The organism is Ruegeria sp. AB10, assembly GCF_056542745.1.
Genome location: NZ_JBQGAI010000004.1, coordinates 166001 through 185822, shown reverse-complemented (window position 1 = coordinate 185822; position 19822 = coordinate 166001). Strand labels below are relative to the sequence as shown.

General features: G+C 59.7%; 11 protein-coding genes. 4 read left to right on the top strand and 7 right to left on the bottom strand.

From position 1 onward, the window contains the following. The first annotated feature begins 41 nt into the window (after nucleotides 1-41). The 3 genes from ACR0NT_RS10385 to ACR0NT_RS10375 all read left to right on the top strand — a co-directional run bounded on the left by ACR0NT_RS10385 (nucleotide 42) and on the right by ACR0NT_RS10375 (nucleotide 4710). Complete coding sequence (locus ACR0NT_RS10385) at nucleotides 42-1937, top strand: PAS-domain containing protein (protein WP_170446805.1); 1896 nt, start codon at nucleotides 42-44, stop codon at nucleotides 1935-1937. Further along, nucleotides 1937-2638 carry a response regulator transcription factor gene (locus ACR0NT_RS10380; RefSeq protein ID WP_170673975.1) on the top strand — a complete coding sequence of 234 codons (702 nt, stop codon included), beginning with the start codon at nucleotides 1937-1939 and terminating at the stop codon, nucleotides 2636-2638. Before ACR0NT_RS10385 ends, ACR0NT_RS10380 begins: the two co-directional genes overlap by 1 nt. A gap of 284 nt (nucleotides 2639-2922) precedes the next feature. Beyond that, nucleotides 2923-4710, top strand: coding sequence for an ABC transporter ATP-binding protein (locus ACR0NT_RS10375; RefSeq protein ID WP_170446809.1), 1788 nt, complete (start codon nucleotides 2923-2925; stop codon nucleotides 4708-4710). 60 nt (nucleotides 4711-4770) lie between these two features. Here the strand turns inward: ACR0NT_RS10375 and ACR0NT_RS10370 are convergent, their stop codons facing one another. From ACR0NT_RS10370 to ACR0NT_RS10350, 5 genes are read right to left on the bottom strand one after another with little or no spacing between them, the layout of a single operon-like run. Further along, nucleotides 4771-6081, bottom strand: coding sequence for an HlyD family type I secretion periplasmic adaptor subunit (locus tag ACR0NT_RS10370; protein ID WP_170446811.1), 1311 nt, complete (start codon nucleotides 6079-6081; stop codon nucleotides 4771-4773). Beyond that, a complete protein-coding gene (locus ACR0NT_RS10365; RefSeq protein WP_170446813.1) occupies nucleotides 6065-8212 on the bottom strand; it encodes a type I secretion system permease/ATPase in 2148 nt (715 codons plus the stop codon). Before ACR0NT_RS10365 ends, ACR0NT_RS10370 begins: the two co-directional genes overlap by 17 nt. Then, nucleotides 8209-9552 carry a TolC family protein gene (locus ACR0NT_RS10360; protein ID WP_170673978.1) on the bottom strand — a complete coding sequence of 448 codons (1344 nt, stop codon included), beginning with the start codon at nucleotides 9550-9552 and terminating at the stop codon, nucleotides 8209-8211. Before ACR0NT_RS10360 ends, ACR0NT_RS10365 begins: the two co-directional genes overlap by 4 nt. Before the next feature lie 7 nt (nucleotides 9553-9559). Beyond that, the gene (locus ACR0NT_RS10355; protein WP_170446817.1) at nucleotides 9560-10435 is read right to left on the bottom strand and encodes a SapC family protein; all 876 of its coding nucleotides are present in this window, start codon (nucleotides 10433-10435) and stop codon (nucleotides 9560-9562) included. Between the two features lie 3 nt (nucleotides 10436-10438). Further along, nucleotides 10439-14326 (bottom strand): Ig-like domain-containing protein, encoded by a 3888-nt coding sequence (locus tag ACR0NT_RS10350; RefSeq protein ID WP_170673981.1) that lies wholly within the window; start codon nucleotides 14324-14326, stop codon nucleotides 10439-10441. 156 nt (nucleotides 14327-14482) lie between these two features. Between ACR0NT_RS10350 and ACR0NT_RS10345 the strand changes: the two genes are divergently transcribed. Next, complete coding sequence (locus ACR0NT_RS10345; protein ID WP_170673984.1) at nucleotides 14483-16522, top strand: dockerin type I domain-containing protein; 2040 nt, start codon at nucleotides 14483-14485, stop codon at nucleotides 16520-16522. Nucleotides 16523-16537: 15 nt separating this feature from the next. On the opposite strand, the gene ACR0NT_RS10340 is transcribed toward ACR0NT_RS10345, so the two are convergent. Both ACR0NT_RS10340 and ACR0NT_RS10335 read right to left on the bottom strand, forming a co-directional pair. Beyond that, nucleotides 16538-17854, bottom strand: a complete 1317-nt coding sequence (locus ACR0NT_RS10340) for an HlyD family type I secretion periplasmic adaptor subunit (RefSeq protein ID WP_170673987.1) — start codon at nucleotides 17852-17854, stop codon at nucleotides 16538-16540. Continuing rightward, complete coding sequence (locus ACR0NT_RS10335; protein ID WP_170674021.1) at nucleotides 17844-19574, bottom strand: type I secretion system permease/ATPase; 1731 nt, start codon at nucleotides 19572-19574, stop codon at nucleotides 17844-17846. Before ACR0NT_RS10335 ends, ACR0NT_RS10340 begins: the two co-directional genes overlap by 11 nt. Nucleotides 19575-19822: the final 248 nt, after the last annotated feature.

Genomic DNA, 19822 nt, shown 5'->3' with positions numbered 1-19822 from the left:
GACAAATCCGGTGTTACGCATGTGTTACGGAGAGGGTAAGTTTGGACATTACCGAACAGCACATAAAAGAGATGACGACCGCCGGTCTGAACCTGATCGGGCAGGCATTGTCGATTTATGACAGTCAGTTGCGGCTGGTTGTAAGCAACCGGCCGTTTCAGGCGATGTTCGATTTGCCGGATGAGCTGGTCCAGCCAGGGGCGCGGTTCCGGGACACGATCCGCTATCTGGCGGCGCGTGGCGAATACGGTACCGACGCAGATGTCGAGGCCATCGTGGATTTGCGGGTCCAACAGGCGCTGACGTTTGAGCCGCACTATATGGAACGTGTCCGGGCCGACGGGCGGGTGATTTCGGTCGAAGGGGCGCCGCTGCCCAAAGGTGGCTGGGTTTCGGTCTACACCGATATCACCAACACCAAACAGGCCGAGGCACTGCTGCGCGCCCGGTCCGAGGAATTATCGGATCAGTTGTTGGACCGCGCCGAAGAGCTTTCAGCGACCAACCGTAAACTGGCCGCTACCAATGCCGCGTTGGAAGAGGCCAAGCGCCAGCTGACCGAAATCGAAGCCCGTACGCGCATGACGACCGAAATGATGCCGGCCCATATTGCGCATCTCGACCCGGATGGGCGGTACGATTATTCGAACCGCCGGCTCAGCTCGGTCATGCCGGGCCGCCCGTCAGAGATTCTGGGTATGCATGTTTCTCAGGCTTTGGGAGCTGCGGCCTTCCCGCGTGTCGAACCCCATCTGCAAAAGGCCTATGGCGGCGAAGCCTCGGTGTTCGAGTTTACCGAAGATCAGGATTCCCGCCGCATCCGCGTGTCGTTTTCTCCGGATGGCGAAGGCGGCGTCTATGTGATGTCGGTCGATATCACCGAAGAAACCCAGGCGCGCGTCGCCCTTCAACAAACCCGGCGCCGGGCCATGGCGGCGCAGATGACCAGCGGGCTGGCGCATGATTTTTCAAACCTGTTGACGATCATTCTGGGAATGCAGTCCCGGCTGGAAAAGATGGACCTGTCCGCCGAGGCGCGGGAACTGGTGGCCGCCACCCAGCAAACGGCCCGGCGAGGGGGGCAGTTGCTGAACAGGATCGCGGATATGACTGGAAACCGCACCTTTCAGCCGAAAGCGACCGATATGCGCGGATTGCTCGAGGACCTGCGTATTCTGGCCTCGCCCTCCCTGCCGCGTGGCGTGGGGTTGTCGGTGGTGAACACACTGCCCGACGAGGCGCTGATGCTGGATCCGGGCATGGTTCAGGATGCTCTGCTGAATCTGGTGTTGAACGCGCGCGATGCTTGCGGCGGGTCGGGTCAGATCACCATCAGCGCCCATAAGATTGGCGATATCTGGATCGAGGTCGCGGTTTCGGACACCGGCTCGGGCTTTTCCGAGGAAGGGTTGGAAAAGGCGCTGAACCCGTTCTTTACCACCAAAGGCAGTAAGGGATCCGGGCTGGGGCTGCCCATGGTCTACGACACCGTCAAACTTGCGGGTGGAGACCTGAATCTGCGCAATACCCCTTCGGGCGCGACCGTGGCCATGCGTTTGCCCTTTCGCCCCGCCCCACCGAAACAAGAGGGCCTTGTCCTTCTGGTCGAAGACAATGACGAGCTGCGCGGGCAGTTTCGGGATATGCTGGTCGACCTCGGGTTTTCGGTGATCGAAGCGACCTCGGTCGATGAAGCCCTGGCGCTGACGGCGGATATCGACGATATCGTGTTTGTGCTGTCGGACATTCGGCTGGAGGGGCAGGGGACCGGGCTGGATTTGTTGGCGCAGCTGAAACCCGCGCTGCCGTGCATTCTGATGACCTCTTTGCCTTATTCCGATCCGCTGCACCGGCAGGCGCTGACGCTGGCCCCGGTGCTGAGCAAACCGTTTACCCGGGCGCAACTGTCCGCCCTGATCAGAACCGAGGCCGCCTGATGACACAACCGCTGGTCACTATTGTTGATGATGAACCTGAAATCCGGCGTGTTCTGACCGATGCGCTGGAAGAGGCGGGGTTTCGCACCCAGTGCTTCGCCCGAGCTCGGGAATTCGAAGCCGCACTGAAACGCGTGACACCGGATGTGTGCCTGGTCGATCTTTCCCTGCCCGATACCGACGGTCTGGCGCTTGTCCATCGGTTGGCGCTGGAACAAGGGGCGGCGGTGATCATCATTTCGGGCCGGGCGCAGGTGCAGGATCGCGTCACCGGGCTGGAACTTGGAGCCGATGACTATATAACCAAACCGTTCGACCCTGCCGAGGTCGTGGCGCGCATCCGGGCCAGGTTGCGGTCCCCGCGCACGCAGGTGTCGCAATCGGATGTGGCGCGTTTCAATGGCTGGATCGCACATTTTGACCGCTATGTGCTGGAGGACGGCAGCGGCGCGGAAACACCATTCAGCCATGCGGAAGGCGAGGTTTTGCGGCTGTTTCTGGAAAGCCCCAAACGCCTGATCAGCCGGGCGCAGATGCAGGAAGCACTGGGCGGTGCCGCAGGTGGCAGTTTCGACCGGGCGATGGATGTGCGTATATCCCGGCTGCGGACAAAACTGGGCGAAGATCCCAAAAATCCGCGCCTTATCAAGACGATCTATGGGGCGGGATATATTTTCCTGGGGGATGTCGAGTGGCGATAAAACGCCGATCAATATCTGGTGCGACTGTTGTTATCGTTGTCACACTTATGAAATAGACAAGCAATTACATATTGTTACATGCAAACCAAACCGAAAAAGGTTGCTTCGGATGTCAACCGGGACACATCGGCCCCAATATCTGCGCGCTGCCTATGGATTCTTGGCGCAGTCGCGCATAACTAACAGCACCGCGTCCGACCGTTGCCGCAATGGTGTGGTTTGGGGTCGGGGTAAGACCATGACGCAGTCAGGCATCGGAACCGCTGAGGGTTTTGGAGAATAGAATGATCAAAAAAACCTGGGCCAAATGGAAATCCGGTAATATTGGCCGCCTGCTGTTCGAAAGCCTCAGGAATCAGGGCTGGCTGTACGGGATCGCGATGGTGGCCATGGTCGGTGTCGCCGGAACAACGGCGGGTACCGCGTGGATGATGGAAAACATCGTTAACGCGATGACCGAGCCGGAGATGCGATCCAAGGTCGGGCTGATTGCCGCCGCCGTGATAGGGCTGTTTCTTGGCAAGGCGCTTGCGTCGTACATTCAGGCAGTCTTTCTGGCGCGCGCCGGCAACCGCATCATTGCTGTTCAGCAAGAGCGCCTTTACGCAAAGCTGATCAAACGCGGGGTCGGTTTTTTCTCAAGAAACGAATCCTCGGGCCTGTTGCTACGCGTGACGCAGGGTGCGCAGGCGGCTAGGCGGCTGGTTGATGTCGTCGTGACAAGCTTTGTGCGTGACCTGCTGACTTTGATCGGTCTGATATTCGTCATGATTTACCAGCAACCGATGCTTTCGGTGCTATTTTTCGTCGTCGGCCCGGTTGCGTTGATCAGCGTTCGCATGTTGCTGAAACGCGTGAAAGCGATCATGCAATCCGAGATGATGGCACTGTCTGAAATCATCAAGGTTCTGCAGGAAACGTCTGGCGGGATCACGATCATCAAAGTCTTTGCCCTTGAAGACCACATGGCGAATCGCATGAACGGGGCCATCCGGACGGTCGAGGAACGTGCAAACTCGATTTCCAAGCTGCAGTCGATCGCCAGCCCGTTGATGGAACTTCTGGCAGGTTTTGCGATTGCGGGTATTCTGGTGATTAGCACCATCGGCATCGGAAACAGCGAACCAACTTCGGCAGGTCAGCTGATGTCCTTTATCACAGCGTTGCTGATGGCTTACGAGCCCGCTAAACGCCTGTCGAAAATGCGTGTTATCATCGAAACCACCCTGGTTCCGATCAACATGATGTTCGAGCTTCTGGACGAAGAAGATCAGATGCGGGAAAGCCCCGACGCCAAAACCCTGGTCACGGGGGCGGGTGAAATCCGTCTCAAGGACCTGACGTTTGGGTACAAAGGAGACACACCGGTCCTTTCGAATATGAACCTGACATTCGAGGCCGGCAAGACGACGGCTCTGGTCGGTCAATCCGGTGGTGGTAAATCAACGATCTTCGGTCTGATCATGCGTTTCTATGATCCCGATTCCGGAACTGTTGAGATCGATGATCAGGACTTGCAGGGCGTGAGTTTTGCTTCACTGCGCCAGAAGATTTCCTATGTCGGCCAGGAAACATTTTTGTTTTCGTCCTCGGTTATGGATAACCTGAGATATGCGCGCCCGGACGCCACCGATGAAGAAGTGATGGAGGCCGCCCGCGCCGCCCATGCCCATGATTTCATCAGCAAGCTGGAATATGGCTACGATACGCCAGTCGGAGAGAATGGTGCGTTTTTGTCCGGTGGGCAAAAACAGCGTCTCGCAATCGCACGCGCAATTCTGCGCAAATCGGAAATTCTGTTGCTGGACGAGGCCACCAGTGCTCTTGACGCGGAATCCGAGACGCTTGTGAAAAAGGCTTTGGACCGGCTGACCGAGAATGTGACCACGATTGTCATTGCCCACCGATTGTCGACCGTGCTTGAGGCAGACAAGATCGTCGTCATTCAGGAAGGCGAAGTTCTTGAAGAAGGCAATCTTGAAACCCTGATCGAGAAGGACGGGGTGTTCCGCCAGTTGTTCGACCATCAGTTCAAACAGCCAGCGTCCGAAGGGGTTACCTCTTCGCAATAACGTGTGGGCGCCAAAGGGATGCAATCGGCACAAGCAGGCCTGTGCCGACTGTCGAAACTCCTATTCGCGCAAAGCCCTGTCCTTGATTTTGACTACGGGCTGCAGCAGATATTCCAGAACCGTCTTGCGGCCTGACAGGATATCAACCTCGGCAATCATGCCAGGAATGATCTCGACGGCGACACCATCTGCATCCAGCATCACATTGCTGGTTTCGATTTCCACGACGAAAACCTCTTCATCATTGCGCTCGGATCGCGTGATCGTATCGGCACCGATCCGCATGATCTGACCGTCCAGCGCCCCGTACCGGGCAAAATCATAGGCCGTAATCTTGACCTTGACCGATTGCCCCGCGTGCAGGAATGCGATGTCCTCGGGACGAACGTAGGCTTCGACAAGCAGAGTGTCGTTCAAAGGAACGATTTCAACCAGTTCCTCACCGCTGCGCGCCAATCCCCCGATTGTGCTGCGATGCACCCGGTTGACGATGCCGCGTACCGGAGACCGCACCTGCGCCCTGTCGGCCCGATCCCGAAGCGCGGGCAGGACAGGTCGCAGCGCAGCAAGCTCGGTGGTTGCCACAGCCAGATCGGTCAGCGCGGCACTGCGAAACCGGCTTCGGGTTGCGCGGATGCGGTCGTCTATCTCGTCCAGGCTGGTTTTCAGGCGGTTGGTCGCGGCTACAGCCCGGGTTTTACGACCTTCCCACTCGGCCTCTCCCCGGCGCAGCGTCAAAAGCGTCGTCGCAGGCTCCATCCGCTTTTTCACCAGAGGTTCCATCATCGCGCGCTCTTCCGCCAACAGCCTGAGCGTTTCGTCGGCAGTGACCCGATCCACAAGGCCCTCTTCATATTCCTGCTGCCTTTGCAGGCGCTGGCGTTCAAGGATGGCGATCTCGGCATACAGTTCAGATTGCCGCCCCTGGTACAGAGCCGTTTCCGATCGCACGACCTCGGGCGCGCCTTTGATCAGTTCCGGTGAAAAATCCAGTTCAGTGCCGTCGATTTCCGCCTGCAGTCGTTGCGTTCGCGCCATCAGGCCAAAAGCGCGTTGCTGCTCCTGGCTGAACTGGCTGTCGATCTGGGTTGTTTCGAACTCCATCAACAACATGCCCTTGTCGACCACTTGTCCCTCGCGAACTTTCAGCGATTGCAGAACGCCGGGTTCCGTGGCTTCGATCACCTGAACATCAGCCGAAGGCACAATTCGCCCGTCCACTCGGGTCACGTCGTCCAACTCAGTCAGATGCGCCCAAAGACCCAGTGCGATCAGGCACGACGCAATCACCAGCAAAAGCAGGGATCCGCGCATCGGTGAACGCCCGCGCATCTCGCGCGCGAGGGTGGCGAGATCAGGATGCCGCGACATTCAGATGCCTCCCTGCCTTGCGCGCGTGTTGGGCGAGCATACTCTTGGGCCCATCGGCAGACACACGCCCGCCTTCGATCACGATGACCCGGTCCACCAGCTCCAACAGGCTGGTGCGATGTGTGACAATGATCATGGTAGTGTCCTGCGTGGCCTGTTTCAGACGGCCGATCACCTCGGCTTCGGTTTTCACGTCCATCGCACTGGTTGGTTCATCCAGTAACAGAACCGGAGGGTGCCCGATCAAAGCCCGGGCCAGCGCGATGGCCTGTCGTTGGCCGCCGGACAGACCTTCACCGCGTTCGGCCAGCTTCAAATCATAGCCATTGGGATGATGGGCGACGAAATCCTCCACTCCGGCCACTTTTCCTGCGCGGATCAGGTCCTGATCGCGTGGCCGGACCGTGCCGCTGTTTATGTTCTCGCGCACCGTCCCGGAAAACAGCCAGATATCTTGCAATACCGACCCGACATTGCGGCGCAGATCGCCCGGATCGATCTGGCGGATATCCACGCCATCCAGCATGACTGAACCGGTCCGCGGTTCGTATAGCCCCAACAACAGGCGCGAGATTGTACTTTTCCCGGACCCGATAGGCCCCAAAATCGCAACCTTTTCACCTGGCTCGATCGAGAAGGACACCCCGGCCAGTGTGTCCTCGGGCTGATCCGGGTAGGCGAAGTGGACATTCTTGAAACTGATCCGCCCGTCAAAGCTGTTTCGGCTGATCCAGCTGCGCCCATGTGGCCGTTCGCTCTCGGCCTGCATCAACGCGTTCAGGTTGCGATACGCGCTGCGGGCCTGATTGACGCGAGTCAGGGTCTGGGCAAGTTGTCCCAATGGCGCCAGAGCCCGCCCGGTCAACATCACCGAGGCGACCAGAGCCCCCATGCTCGCCTGACCATCGGTAATCAAGAAAACGCCGTAGAAGACGATCAGAACCTGTGCTGCCTGTTGGGTGAACCCGGTCAGGTTCAGGGCGAATTGCGTCACCATACGGCTGCGCGCACCGTGCGAGGATTGACGCTCGATTGCGCTTTCCCAGCGGGTTCGCATTGGTCTGGCTGCCGCTGTGGTCTTGATCGTCTCAAGCCCCGAGACGGTTTCCACCAGAACGGATTGCTTGGACTGGCCGTCGGAAAAGCTCTTCTCGGCCAGACGCGACAACACCGGCTGCACGGCCACCCCGGCCAGCAAAACAACCGGAACTGCAAGGGCCGGGATCAGGGCCAGCGGGCCGCCGACCAAATGGATGACAAAGACGAACAGGGCAATGAATGGCAGATCAACCAATGCAACCAACGTTGCCGAGGTAAAGAACTCTCGCAGGGTTTCGAATTCGCGCACGGTGCTCGCCATGGCGCCGGTAGACCCGGTGCGAGACTTCATGCGAATGTTCAGCACCTGATCGAACACGCGCCGCCCCATCTGCATGTCGGCCTTTTGTCCGGCGCGGTCGATGAAGCCAGCGCGCAACAGTTTCAGAAGGAAATCAAACCCCAGGGCGAGGCCAACCCCCGCAGTCAGGGCAATCAGGGACTCTGTCGCTTCGTTTGGAAGCACGCGATCGTACACGACCATGATGAAGATCGAGGTGGACAGGCCCAGCAAATTCGCCAGCGCTGCGGCCAGGATCACTTGTGTATAGGACCACCGGTTTGCCGCCATCGCCGACCAGAACCAGTGACCTGACGTAGGGGCCTCTCCGCCTGAGACCTCGGCCCGATGGTTGCGGCGAAACAGGATCGCGTATCCGGTGTAGGTGCGGGCCAGTTTGCCCTCAGACACTTCACCGATGCCATCGCCGAGGTCAGGGTCGAAAATCAGAAGGCTGCCGTCGGGCGTGCGACCGTGGAAGACAACGGCTTTGTCATCCTGCAGGAGCAACAGTGCAGGTGACAGGTTCGTGTCGAAATCCTGCAACCTGCGCTTGCCATAACCCGCTTGCAACCCTGCGTTCTGGGCCGCCTCAATGGCATCGCGAAGGGTAAGCTCATCCGATGCGCCGGTTTGTGCGGCGTGAAGGGCGGCCACCGTCAAGGGGCGGTCCAGTTGGGCCGCGACATGCAACAGACAAGCCTCGAGAGCAGAAAGCGATGGTGCGCGCGAAATTGGCAAAAGCTGTGTCATGGACTGTCATCCCATTTCACCGTTGAAACACCCAGCAGGTCCAGAATGTCACCGGTCAGGCTCAGCGCGGCGTAGTTGGTCAGGAAGAAACTCTGTTCGGCCAGGATCAGTCGTTCCTGCGCGTTCACATAATCCCGTTGTGCATCCAGTATCTCGATCAGGCTGCGCCTGCCGATGGTGAACTGCTCGCGCGCGGCGGTAACACTGTCGGCGTTGGCCTGAACGGCAACCCGGGCGGCTTGCAGACGAACCGCGCCGGCTTGTTGGTCAGAACGGACGAACTCCAGCTCACGGCGAATGCCCCGGATCACCGAATCCCGTGCGAATTCCGCCTCCTTGACCTGTGCTTCTGCGGCCGCAATGGCGGCCTGACGTTGCCCCGTACTGTCGATTTCGTAGTTGAATGACAGATCGACCCCGAAATTTGCGTCGTTGCTGTCATCCCGGTCGGCAAAAGCTGCGATTTCAACGCCGGGCTGGCGTCGTGCATGCGCGGCCGCCTGCTCTGCCTTTGCCGACAGCAGAGCTGCGTCGGCTCGTCTGACCTGCGGGCTATCCAGCACGATCTGAGAGTCGGTCCGCGACAGTTTCGGAGCCGTGACAGCAGGTGGAAGAGCCCCGGGGGCCGTGCCAAAGAACTCACGATACTGGGCATCTGCACGGTCCAAACGCGCCCTGGCATCTGCCAGCCGCGTCTGCGCATCCGCCATACGAGACCGGGCTGTCAGAACGTCAGCGTTCGACCCCACTCCTTGTGCCGAGCGTTCTGTGATCTGACGCACCAGTTCGTCATGAACCGTGACGTTTTGGATCGAAATTTCAAGAATTTTTCGCCGGTTGAGAACCACGACATAGGCTTCGATTGCCGACAGCGCGACGGCTGATGCGGTTTGCACCTGATCTCCGCGGCTTTGCAGCACGCGCGCCTTTGCCGCCGCCAATTCATTCGATGCAGCCCCACCATCATACACCAATTGTGAGATGCGCAGATACGGCGTGACATCGGCAATGTCGGACTCGATGCGTTCTGACCGCGCGTTTACGCCAACGGAGAGCCGGGGCAGAAAGGCCCCCTTGGCGGCATCCTCGTTGGCTGCAGCAATTTCCAACCGCGTCGCGCTTTGCGCGAAGTCCGGGTTTGAGTCCACAGCCGCCCTGATCCGCTGACCAAACGCGCTCTGCGCCAGCCGAGGCGCAGGCTCGCTTGCGCCAGCCCCGACGGACCCGCTGGACAGGGACATCGCAACGCCCGTCAGATCGGGCGTGGGCGTACAGGCCGACAACACGGCGGCAAAGAAGAGTACTGGTGCAAATCCAAGTCTGCGGTTGAGTATTGGCATAGGTGTTTCACACCCCACTGGTTCCAAGGAAATCGTCATTCTGCGCGTTGGCCATTGCACTAAGAAAACCGGAAATGTCTGAATTTTCGGTGTATTTCCGTTGCGAGATTTGCTCTGCCTGCTGGTTCTGCACACGCGACAGCCAAGCGAAATGGCATAGTGAGATCTGGTGGGCGTGGATCAGCAGAAACGCGCCCGAATCCACCAGATCAAGTTTTTCTGCCTGTGACAGTTTCTTTAGCCGCAGGGCTGAAATGCCCAAGGTCCCGGAGGGCACAGCGATTCCACCATGGGAGTCAGCGGGTTCAAATAGCCCCATGGTTTTGATTGTCTGGCACAGCTTCAGAGTCGCTTCGCGGGCAGCAGCGCGGGTTTGAAGGAAGCGTTGAACGTCGCGCAATGCTGGTGACAGAGACCCAGCCCCGTCAAAGAAGGACTCATCTCTGGGATCTGTGCTGAGAAGACCTGAAGTTTCATCCACGGTCAGCCGAAACAGGGCAGGCCTGTCAGGCGTGTTTTGTCCGATGGTCTCTGCCTGAAAGGGGTGGCAGCGCAAGTCGGATGGAACATAGGCTGCCAACCATTGTCCCTTTGGGGAAACGAAAGGGGTGGGCATATCCTCTGACAGGGACAAGATGGCTTTGGGTTCGACGCCTTCGCTGGTTTCCCGGAAAACAATCGGAAAGGCTCCGGCAGTTTGCGGTACTTCCTGCAACACAATCGCGCAATCAGTGCGATTGGTTGCAAATCTGTAGGAGGTGAAACGTTTCCAGTACTGATGCCCATGCCGTGCGGCGGTGACTGGAACCAGGCCGTTCTGCGCCATTGTTGCCCCTTGCTTTTCAGGATGGCTGCCGATCGGTGCGAACGGCAGCCATTTCATTGTTTAGGCGGTTGCCCCGGTGGGATCGGTGTGCAGGATGTTGTCTGCGTTCAGACCGGTCAGATCGTCCAGACCGGTGAATTGCGCGACGGTTTCAACCGACGCGGCATTGGGAGCGCTGTAATCGACCTTGACCAGCACACTGTCAGTCCCGTCCGTTGCCATGACGTAGATTTCGTCACCCGTCTGGAGCCCGGTAAAGCTCTCAACCGCGGTTTCGATCGTGTTTTGGGACAAATCACCCAAAACCGTTGTCAGACCGACGAAACCGGTATCGGCACCAATCGCATCTCCAGCAGCCAGAGTTTCGACATCCGTTCCGTCCCCGCGCAGGATTCCGACACTCAGACCGCTGAACATGATGGCGTCGGTCACCTCGGCTGCGGGGCCGATTGTGAAGCCCGTCACCGTGTCGATGCCATTGGCTGCCGGGTCTGCCTCGAACACGACAACGTCGCGTCCTGCAGCCGAAACATCAATCGCATCGTTGCCATCCTGCCCGCGGATGATGTTGTCCACGTCGGTTGCAACCAGCGTGTCATCACCATTGGTGCCAAGCTGAAAGACGGAATGCCCGCCAACAGAGGTCGCGATCGTCAGTTCAATGGGTTTGCTTGCATCGACAACAGTCATGTCGAAGGTCATCAAGGGTTGGCTCAGATCTGTGATGGTGTTCGAGATACCGGAGAAACGGATCAACGAGGCCCCGTCCGGATTGGCGAAGAAACCGAAGATACCACTGTTCGGGATCTCGGAACCGAGGTCATAGGTCGTGACCGAAGGATCGAAACCCAGCTTCACGTCCAGTGCGAGCCCGCCCGAAATGTCCATGTCCGAGTCGGCGTAGACCTCGAAGGTCACTGTGTTCCCGGAAATCCCAGCCTGTGTGATGACATATCCTGCGGGTTCGTGCGCCGTGTTTTCGTCGGTTGCGGTCAGCGGGTCCGGTCCGCCGGAAACCGTTGCGTCCGCCGAAAAATCAAGGGCATCACCCGAGTCGATGCCCGAGAAGTCCGAGGCCGGGACCGCCAGAGACCAGCTGCCGTCGGCTGCCACGGTCGTGCTTCCAATCGGGCTTCCGTTGAGGGAAATATCAACCGCCTGGCCGGCACTCAGGCCGGTTGATGTTCCCGAAACGGTAACGCCGGATGCCTGAGCGTCAGCCAGCGAAACAGCGTTGTTCGTGCCGACAGGGTTCAGCGTCAAAACCGGCCGGAAATCCGTAGTCAGAGTGGTCATGGCCGGTGTTGCCGGGTTGCCGGCCTGATCGGCGACGCTGGCCGAGATCGGATAGCCGGTGCTGTCCGACAAAGCGGCCAGATCGACTGCAGGAACAGTTGCCGACCAAGCACCGCCCGAGGCGACACCGGAATAGGTTTGGCCGTTCAGGGTGACAGATACAGTTTGCCCGTCTTCGGCGCTGGTTGTGCCCGTGATGGTCAGGTCGCTGCCTTGCTCGGTCACGTCCAGTTCGGAACCCACGGACAAGGGGTCGAGTGTTACGGTCGGCGCAGTGAAATCGGTGTCAAAGCTCGCGCTGTTTTGGGCGGAGTTGCCAGCCGCATCCGACACCGACGCGTCCACTTCGTAAGCGACCCCATCCTGCAGTGCGCCCAAGTCCGCGGCCGGGGCCGTGTAGCTCCAGGTGCCGCTGCTGACCGTGGCGGTGCCGGTGACATCAACAGTCCCGTCGGGGCGGGCGATTTCGACCGTGATCACCGTGCCATCGGCAGCGTCAGAGGTGCCGGTCACTGTCAGGTCAGTGCCCTGTTCCGCGGCGTTCATGATAGCTCCATCCGACAGGTTTGTGATGCTCACCGTTGGTGCGGTGAAATCGGTATCAAAGCTGTTGCTGGCCTGGATCGCAGGGTTCCCTGCCTGGTCGGTCACATCTGCAGTGACCGCAATGGTGGCCCCGTCCGACAAGGCTGCCAAATCCGCAGCAGGAACGGTGACGGACCACGCACCACCGGATGCTGCACCGGTGTAGGTTTGACCATTCATCGAAACGGTCACGGTCTGGCCATCTTCGGCCGTGGTCGAACCCGTGATGGTCAGGTTGGTGCCTTGCTCAGCCGCGTTCAGTACGGCTCCATCCGAGAAACTGTCAACCGACAGCGCCGGGGCGGTCGCGTCCTTGGCCAAAGGTACATTGGCCTGAGGCGCCGCCAGACCATCGGCATCCGAAACGTCCGCAGAGATTGTGAAATTCCCACCGTCAGGCAGGGCGGCCAGATCGGCGGCGGGGACTGTCACACTCCAAGTGCCGCCCGAGACGGTATCGGTATAGGTCTGGCCGTTCAGGCTGACTGTGACTTGCTGGCCGTCCTGCACATTGCCGGTCGTGCCCGAGATCGCCAGGTCAGACCCCATCTCGACAGCGTTCAGAACCGCGCCGACTGACAGCGGAGAGATGGCGACGGACGGGCCGGTCAAGTCAACCGGGACGGACGCTGAGGCCGGAATAGAGATGTTGCCAGCCGCGTCGGAAACAGTGGCGTTGAAGGTGGCGGGTACGCCGGTGGACAGGCCAGCGAGATCGGCGCTGGGGATCGTCACGCTCCAACCGCCGCCCGAGGCCGTGGTCGAATAGGTTTGGCCGTCGAACGTCACAGTAACAGGCTGACCGTCAATCGCTGTGGTGGATCCTGTCAGCGTCAGGTCCGCGCTGACATCGATCAATTCAATCGACCCGCCGGCCACCGGGTCCAGCGAAATTGTCGGAGCGGTAAAATCCGTGTCGAAACTGGCACCGGCTTGAGTGGCCGGGTTGCCTGCCTGATCGGTGACGTCAGCGGTGACGGCGATCGTCGCGCCATCCGGCATGACGGCGAGCCCTGCGGCAGGGACTGTTACACTCCACTGTCCGCCGGAAACCGTGCCTTCGTATATCTGCCCATAGATGGTGACGGTAACCGTCTGGCCATCTTCGGCTGTGGTCGTACCCGTAACAGTCAGGTCGGTGGCCTGTTCAGCCGCATTCATCACCGCACCGTCTGAGAAACCCGAGATGGTCAGGGTCGGTGGGGTGGTATCCACATCGAATGCGACTGTTTCCGCCGACAGTTCCGCCCCGTCGGCATCGAGATTGCGGATCGTCACGGTTTGCACGCCTTGCGGCAGAGAAGCGGCTTCAGCCGGGGTCAGTGAAAGGCTCCAGGATCCGTCAGCTTCGGGCGTTACGGTCTTGGTGAACGAGCCGATGGTCACTTCTACCGTGCCCGTGCCTTCCGGAGCGGTCAGGTTCATATTGGCGCTGCTCAAAGTGTTGGCTTGCGAGCCGGCCAGATTGAGAACCGGATGGCTGGGCGCGGGCGGCGGAGCGGGGGCGGCATCGTCGTCCCCTCCACCACCACCGCCACCACCACCGGCAGCGGCTGCGGCACCCGCCAGACCCAGACCACCCAAAGCGGCCCCGGTTCCACTGATTCCCCCGATTGCAGCGGTACCGCCAGCTTCGGCCAGGCTGAACTGAGCGATCTCGGATACGACGCCCTCGGCAATCATGACCGCACCGCTGTCCAGCACCTGTACGTTTTCGGCGGCCACAACCAGTTTTCGACCATCGGCCAGTTTCAGAAGAACGTCGCCATTGTCCAACACCTTGACCGAGCGTACCCCGGGAATCGTTTCCGCGAACTGGAAGGCATAAAGCTCTTCGACAGTGGCTTGCGCCAGTGCAGGCAGAGCCAGGATTGTCGACCCGAGCCCACCGGCAATGCCACGACCGGCCCAACGGCGCATTGTGCCGTCGATCCACCGGCGGATGTTCTGCTTACGCTCGAAATCAGGCTGATCCTCAGCCGGATTGATTTTGGATTCGGGTTCTTTGGTCATCTTGCCCTCACATGTGGTTGCCGCGTCTGCCCGAGGGGTCCAGGTTTTGTTCATCTGTCTTTCCCTTCGGTGACTCATGCGGTCGGACCAGAAAAAATTGAGTTAAACTGAAGCCGAACTCCTCGTTTTCTCCACATTCCCGCTTTGGTTTCGAACTGGGCATCGGATCATCCTGTAGTCGGTGCCAGATTTGGCGTGGGGTGATTTGATATGGTGCTTCAGTTCGAAGGCGTGGTTGCAACAGGGAGCGCAGCGCTCGATTCAGGTATCGGCGATACGGCTTTAAAAACGCTTAATGGCGAAACGTATCTCTACAGCGTGACGGGTCCGGGTGGCGGAATCGCAGTGTGGAAGCTGGTCGAGGGCGCTCTGCCGCAGTTGCAGGACACTGAGTATTTCAGCGGTACGATCACGTATCAGGTCGGCGACAGCGCCGTACCAGTGGCGTTGGCAGGGGAAGACCAGCTTGTTCTGGATGTGGGCACGGCGACTGGACTGGTCGGGTATGAGCTGAACCCGAACGGGACCATCGGCGCCCTGCAGGAAACCGATTCTCTGGTTGGTGGCGGGGATATTTCGGCCCTTGTTCAGATTGGGGATGTTCTGACCATCGCACATGAGGCGACAGGGCAGATCGCGACCTATACCGTGAACGGGGATGGCTCACTGAGCCTGGCAGCGTCGGTCGCAGGGCAGGCGGATTCGATGCAAGTGTTGCAGGCCGGGGCGGATCATTTCGTGATTGCTGCCGATGCCGTCAGCGGCACGATCAGCACCTATAATGTCGATCAGAATACCGGCGCCCTGACCACGGTCGATAACAGCGATGCGCTGGCGACGCTGGGGATCGCAACGCCGACTGCGGTCGAGGTGGTGCAGGCTTACGGTCAGTCCTGGGTCGTTGTAGCAGGGGCGGACAGCAACTCGCTCAGCGTGATGAGGCTGACGGTTGACGGGCGCCTGATTGCAACAGACCACGTTCTTGATTCTCTGCATACGCGGTTTGAAACAGTGCAGGATCTGGCCGTGATCGAAGCCGACGGGCATGTGTTTGTCGTGGCGGGCGGCGGTGATGACGGTGTGACCTTGTTTACCCTGACACCGGGTGGTCAGCTGGTGCATCTGGACAGTTTCGCCGACACCGTGCACAGCGGCCTGCAAAATGTCGAAACGCTGAGCGTCGCCCATGTCGGGGACGAATTGCAGATCCTCGTCGGGTCACAACAGGATGCAGGGCTGACGCAGCTCAGCGTTTCGCTCGACGCTCTGGGGATCGTGCGGGACGGGTTCGGCACGATCACCGGATCGGCGCAGAATGATATGCTCAGCGGCAGTATCCTCGACACCACTTTGTTAGGCGGGGCAGGGGATGACATTCTGGTCGCAGGAATCGGCGCCACCACGATGGATGGTGGAGGCGGTGCGGATATCTTTGTCATGCAATATGGCAGTGACCCGACGACGATCAACGGCTTTCAGGCCGGTATCGACCGGTTGGACTTGTTCGACTATCCGTTGCTGCGCACGCCCGGGCAATTGACATTTACCGCCACGGCGCAAGGGGCGCAGATCGAATTCATCGACGAGGTGATCATCATCAATTCCTCTACCGGAGGTCCATTGACCAGCGCCGAAGTATTCGGCGCGGGGTTTGGCGGCCCGGATCACATTCCTGTGGATTTCGGAGATTTGGGTGGTTTGAAACCCGACAGTTCGGACGGGGTTCTGGGTGATGTCTCGATCAACTCGGGAACCGCGAACCCGGCCTTGTCCGATGCCGAGATCCGCTTCACCCCGGAGGGGGGCGGGACCATCAGCGTTCGTGCGGATGATGAGGGGCGCTTTGATTTGGGCTTACCGTCGGGCACGTTCGAGGGCGAGTTGGATATCGTCAAAACCTATTCTCTGGCCAGTGACAAAATCTCGGCGATGGACGCCTTGCAGGTCTTGCGCCTCTCGGTCGGGCTCGATCCGACTTGGGGTCCGGCGACGCCGGAAAACCTGATCGCGGCAGATATCAATCAGGATGGAACGGTCAATGCGCTGGACGCTTTGGTCATTCTTCAGCTTTCTGTCGGTCTGCCTACCGAGCATGAGGCGGAATGGGTTTTCCTGGACAAGAATGCAGACCTGTCCGGCATCACCGAGTCGAATGTGAGTTACGAAACCGGAGTAAACGTGACGGCGGTGGACAATGTGATTGCCACCGATATGACCGCGATCCTGCTGGGGAATGTCGAGCAGGTCTGAAATTCGCCGTCACAGTTACTCGCGGAAGGCCCGGTTGAAATAGTCGGCCAATGGCTTGATCAAATAGGACAAGGGACTTCTTTCGTCGGTTTTGATCATGGTTTCCACTGGCATGCCCGGCAGCAGGGCCTGTCCGTTCAGCCGCTCGATTTGGTCGTCTTCGGGGGCAACTTCGGCGCGGTAATAGGTCTGGCCGGTGTTGTCATCGGTGAAGGTATCCGCGGATACGGTGACGACGCGGCCATCAATCTCGGGCGTTTCCCGCTGGTTGAAGGCTGGAAAACGCAAAGAGACCGGCTGACCGATATGCAATTGATCCACATGGATCGCATCCACGCGCGCCGCCACCAGCAGCGGCGTGTCCTGTGGCACCACATACATCATCGGCTCTGCCGGCTGAATCACCGACTGCAGCGCAAAGACCTGGCTGCCATAGACGGTTCCGGCGACCGGCGCGCGAATATCCAGCCGCGACAGGCGCACATCCAAAGACAGGCGGCGCTCGGCCAGTTCCGATATCTGTGTCTGCGCATCCCGCAATGCGGTGATCGCCTCTTCGCGCCGGGTCGAGGTCAGTTCGACAATCTCGATCTCGGTCGCCGCAATCTGGCCCGTAAGACGCGCGACCGAGGCGTCCAGGCGGCCGATCTCACCGGTCAGGCTGGCCTCTTCCCGTTGCAGGGCAGAAACCCGGCTGGCCTGGGTCAGGCCACGGTTGAACAGGCTCTGCTGGTCTTTCAGCTCATCCTGAATCAGTTCAACCTGACGCCGCAGGGAAACAAGCTGTGCCTCGGTGCCTTCGATCTCGCTTTCGATCTGAATCCGCTGCTTGCGCAGCTGTTCGATCTGCTGGGTCATGGTTTCAAAACGGGCCTCGAACAGGCGCTGCTGGCCCGCGATCAGGTCGGGGTCGATGCCGTCCTGCTTTTGCACATAGGCCAGTTGTGCCGCCAGGGCTTCGGCATCCGCACCGTCGCGTTCAGCCTCAAGACGGGCCCGGCGGGCCAGCAATTCAAACAGCTGAGCTTCGACGATGGTCTTTTCCGAGGACAAGAACGTATCGTCCAGACGCACCAGCAGGTCGCCATCGGTTACGGCGTCGCCATCGCGGACGTAAATCTCGCCCACGACGCCACCATCGGGATGTTCGACCACTTGCCGGTTGCTCTGAACCTCGATGATCCCCTGCGAGACAATGGCCCCGGCCAGCCGGGTCTGAACCGCCCAGACGCCCAGTCCGCCGACCAGAATGATCAGCGCCGCAAAGCCGACAAAGGCCGGTATCGTGATCCGCCACACCGGGCGCGTATCCTGAGCCGCCTTATCCTGCATCTTTTTTCACCTGACTGAAGCCCCGTTTGATCGCACCGGCATTCTGCACCATAGCCGCCAGCACCTCGTCCCGGCTGCCGGTTTTCACCACCTGCCCGTTTTCAACGACTGCCAGATCGTCACATTCCGAGATCGCCTGCGGCCGGTGTGTCATGATGATAGCCGATTTGCCAGCTTCTTTCAGACCCCGGACGGCGGCATTCAGCGCCTCGGTTCCTTCGGCGTCCAGGGCCGAGTTCGGTTCGTCCAGGATCAGCATGACCGGGTCCCCGTACAGCGCGCGCGCCAGCGCGATCCGTTGTTTTTGACCACCGGACAACTGGCTGTCATTGCCTTCCAGAAACGTGTCGTATCCTTTGCTGAGGGTCAGGATAAGTTCATGCGCCTTAGCTTTTTTCGCGGCCGCCACAACGGCCTCGGGATTCGGGTTTTCCGACATGCGGGCGATGTTCTCGGCCACTGTCCCGTTGAACAGGGTCACTTCCTGGGGCAGGTAACCGATATGCTGGCCAAGATCGGTGGGATCATATTGATCGAGCGTCGCACCGCCCAGCCGGATTTCCCCGGCGGCCGGCTGCCACAGACCCAACAGGGCTTTAGCCAGCGTCGATTTCCCCGACCCGCTTTTTCCAATGACACCAAGCGCGCTACCCGGTTCAAGTTGCAGCGAAACATTCCTGAGCGTCGGCTTCTCTGCGCCCGGTGGGATGACTGTCAGGCCTTTGGCGGTCAGACGGGCCCTGGGCACCGGCAGTTTGGTACGCGGTGTTTCGGGCGGCGTAGCGTCCAGAAACCGGTTCAGCGATGCCCAGGCCGTTCGCGCCCGTTCGACCATGCTCCATTGCCCCAACGCCTGTTCCACCGGCGCCAGCGCGCGACCCAACAGGATCGATCCGGCGATCATCGCGCCCGGCGTCAGCTCGTTGCGCAGCACCAGCCAGGCGCCAAGCGCCAGCATTGCCGATTGCAGAAACAGTCGCAGAGACTTGGTCACCGAGGTAAAGCTGCCGGTCCAGTCGCTGGCGGCGATGGTCTGGCGCAAGGCATTGGTCCGCTGGTGTTGCCAACGCTGGGTGATGTCGTCCTGCATACCCTGCGATCGTACCACCTCGGCGGCCTGTCTGGCGTGTTCCGAAAAGGCATTGGCCTGCGCCGCGGCTCGTTGTGCCGAGGCCACCTTGCGATGCGTCAGGCCCTGGTTCAGCAGCGCAATCACGATCAGCAGGGATCCGCCTGCCACGGCCAGCCAACCCAGCAGCGGATGGAACAGGAAGATCGCCGCCAAAAAGACCGGAGTCCACGGGATGTCCATCACAGCCAGCAAAACGGGTGAGGAACACAGATTCTGAATCGATTCCAGATCGCGCAGCGCCGTTGCCGGAGCTGACCGCGCCTGAGGGTGCAGTGACCGGCGCAGGGTCGCATCGAACACACGTTCGTCCAATTGCGACTGAAAGCGGGCCCCGAACCGCGCGACGATTCGGCCACGGGCATAGTCCAGCATCGCCATAAGCGCGTATAGCAGCGTCACCAGCAGGAACAGCGCTGTCAGGGTTTCCACCGCCCGCGACCCCAGCACCCGGTCATAGACCTGCAGCATGAACAAGGGTCCGGTCAGCATCAGGATGTTGACGAATATGCTGAACAGAAACGCCAGAGCCAGAAAGGTCATGCCCTGATTGCGCACTTTTCGCAGCTCATGGCGCGGTGGCATCATCATGCGGTTTTCGATATTCACGTATGGGGCCTTTGGTAACGGTTTGTCTTCTGGGTTCGGGCGATTGCGATGGGGCGCATCCTAAAACTATGACGGTGTGCTGAAAACACGAGAGTTGATGGATCGGCGAAAAGCGACTTACCGTCAAGCCAACGATCGCCGGTCGGGTGTCTGGATGCTCGAGTGGTTCCCGAAATGCGACCTCTTGCGGTGCCAAAAAAAGGGTCGCGGCGGGGGCCTCATTGGTGACA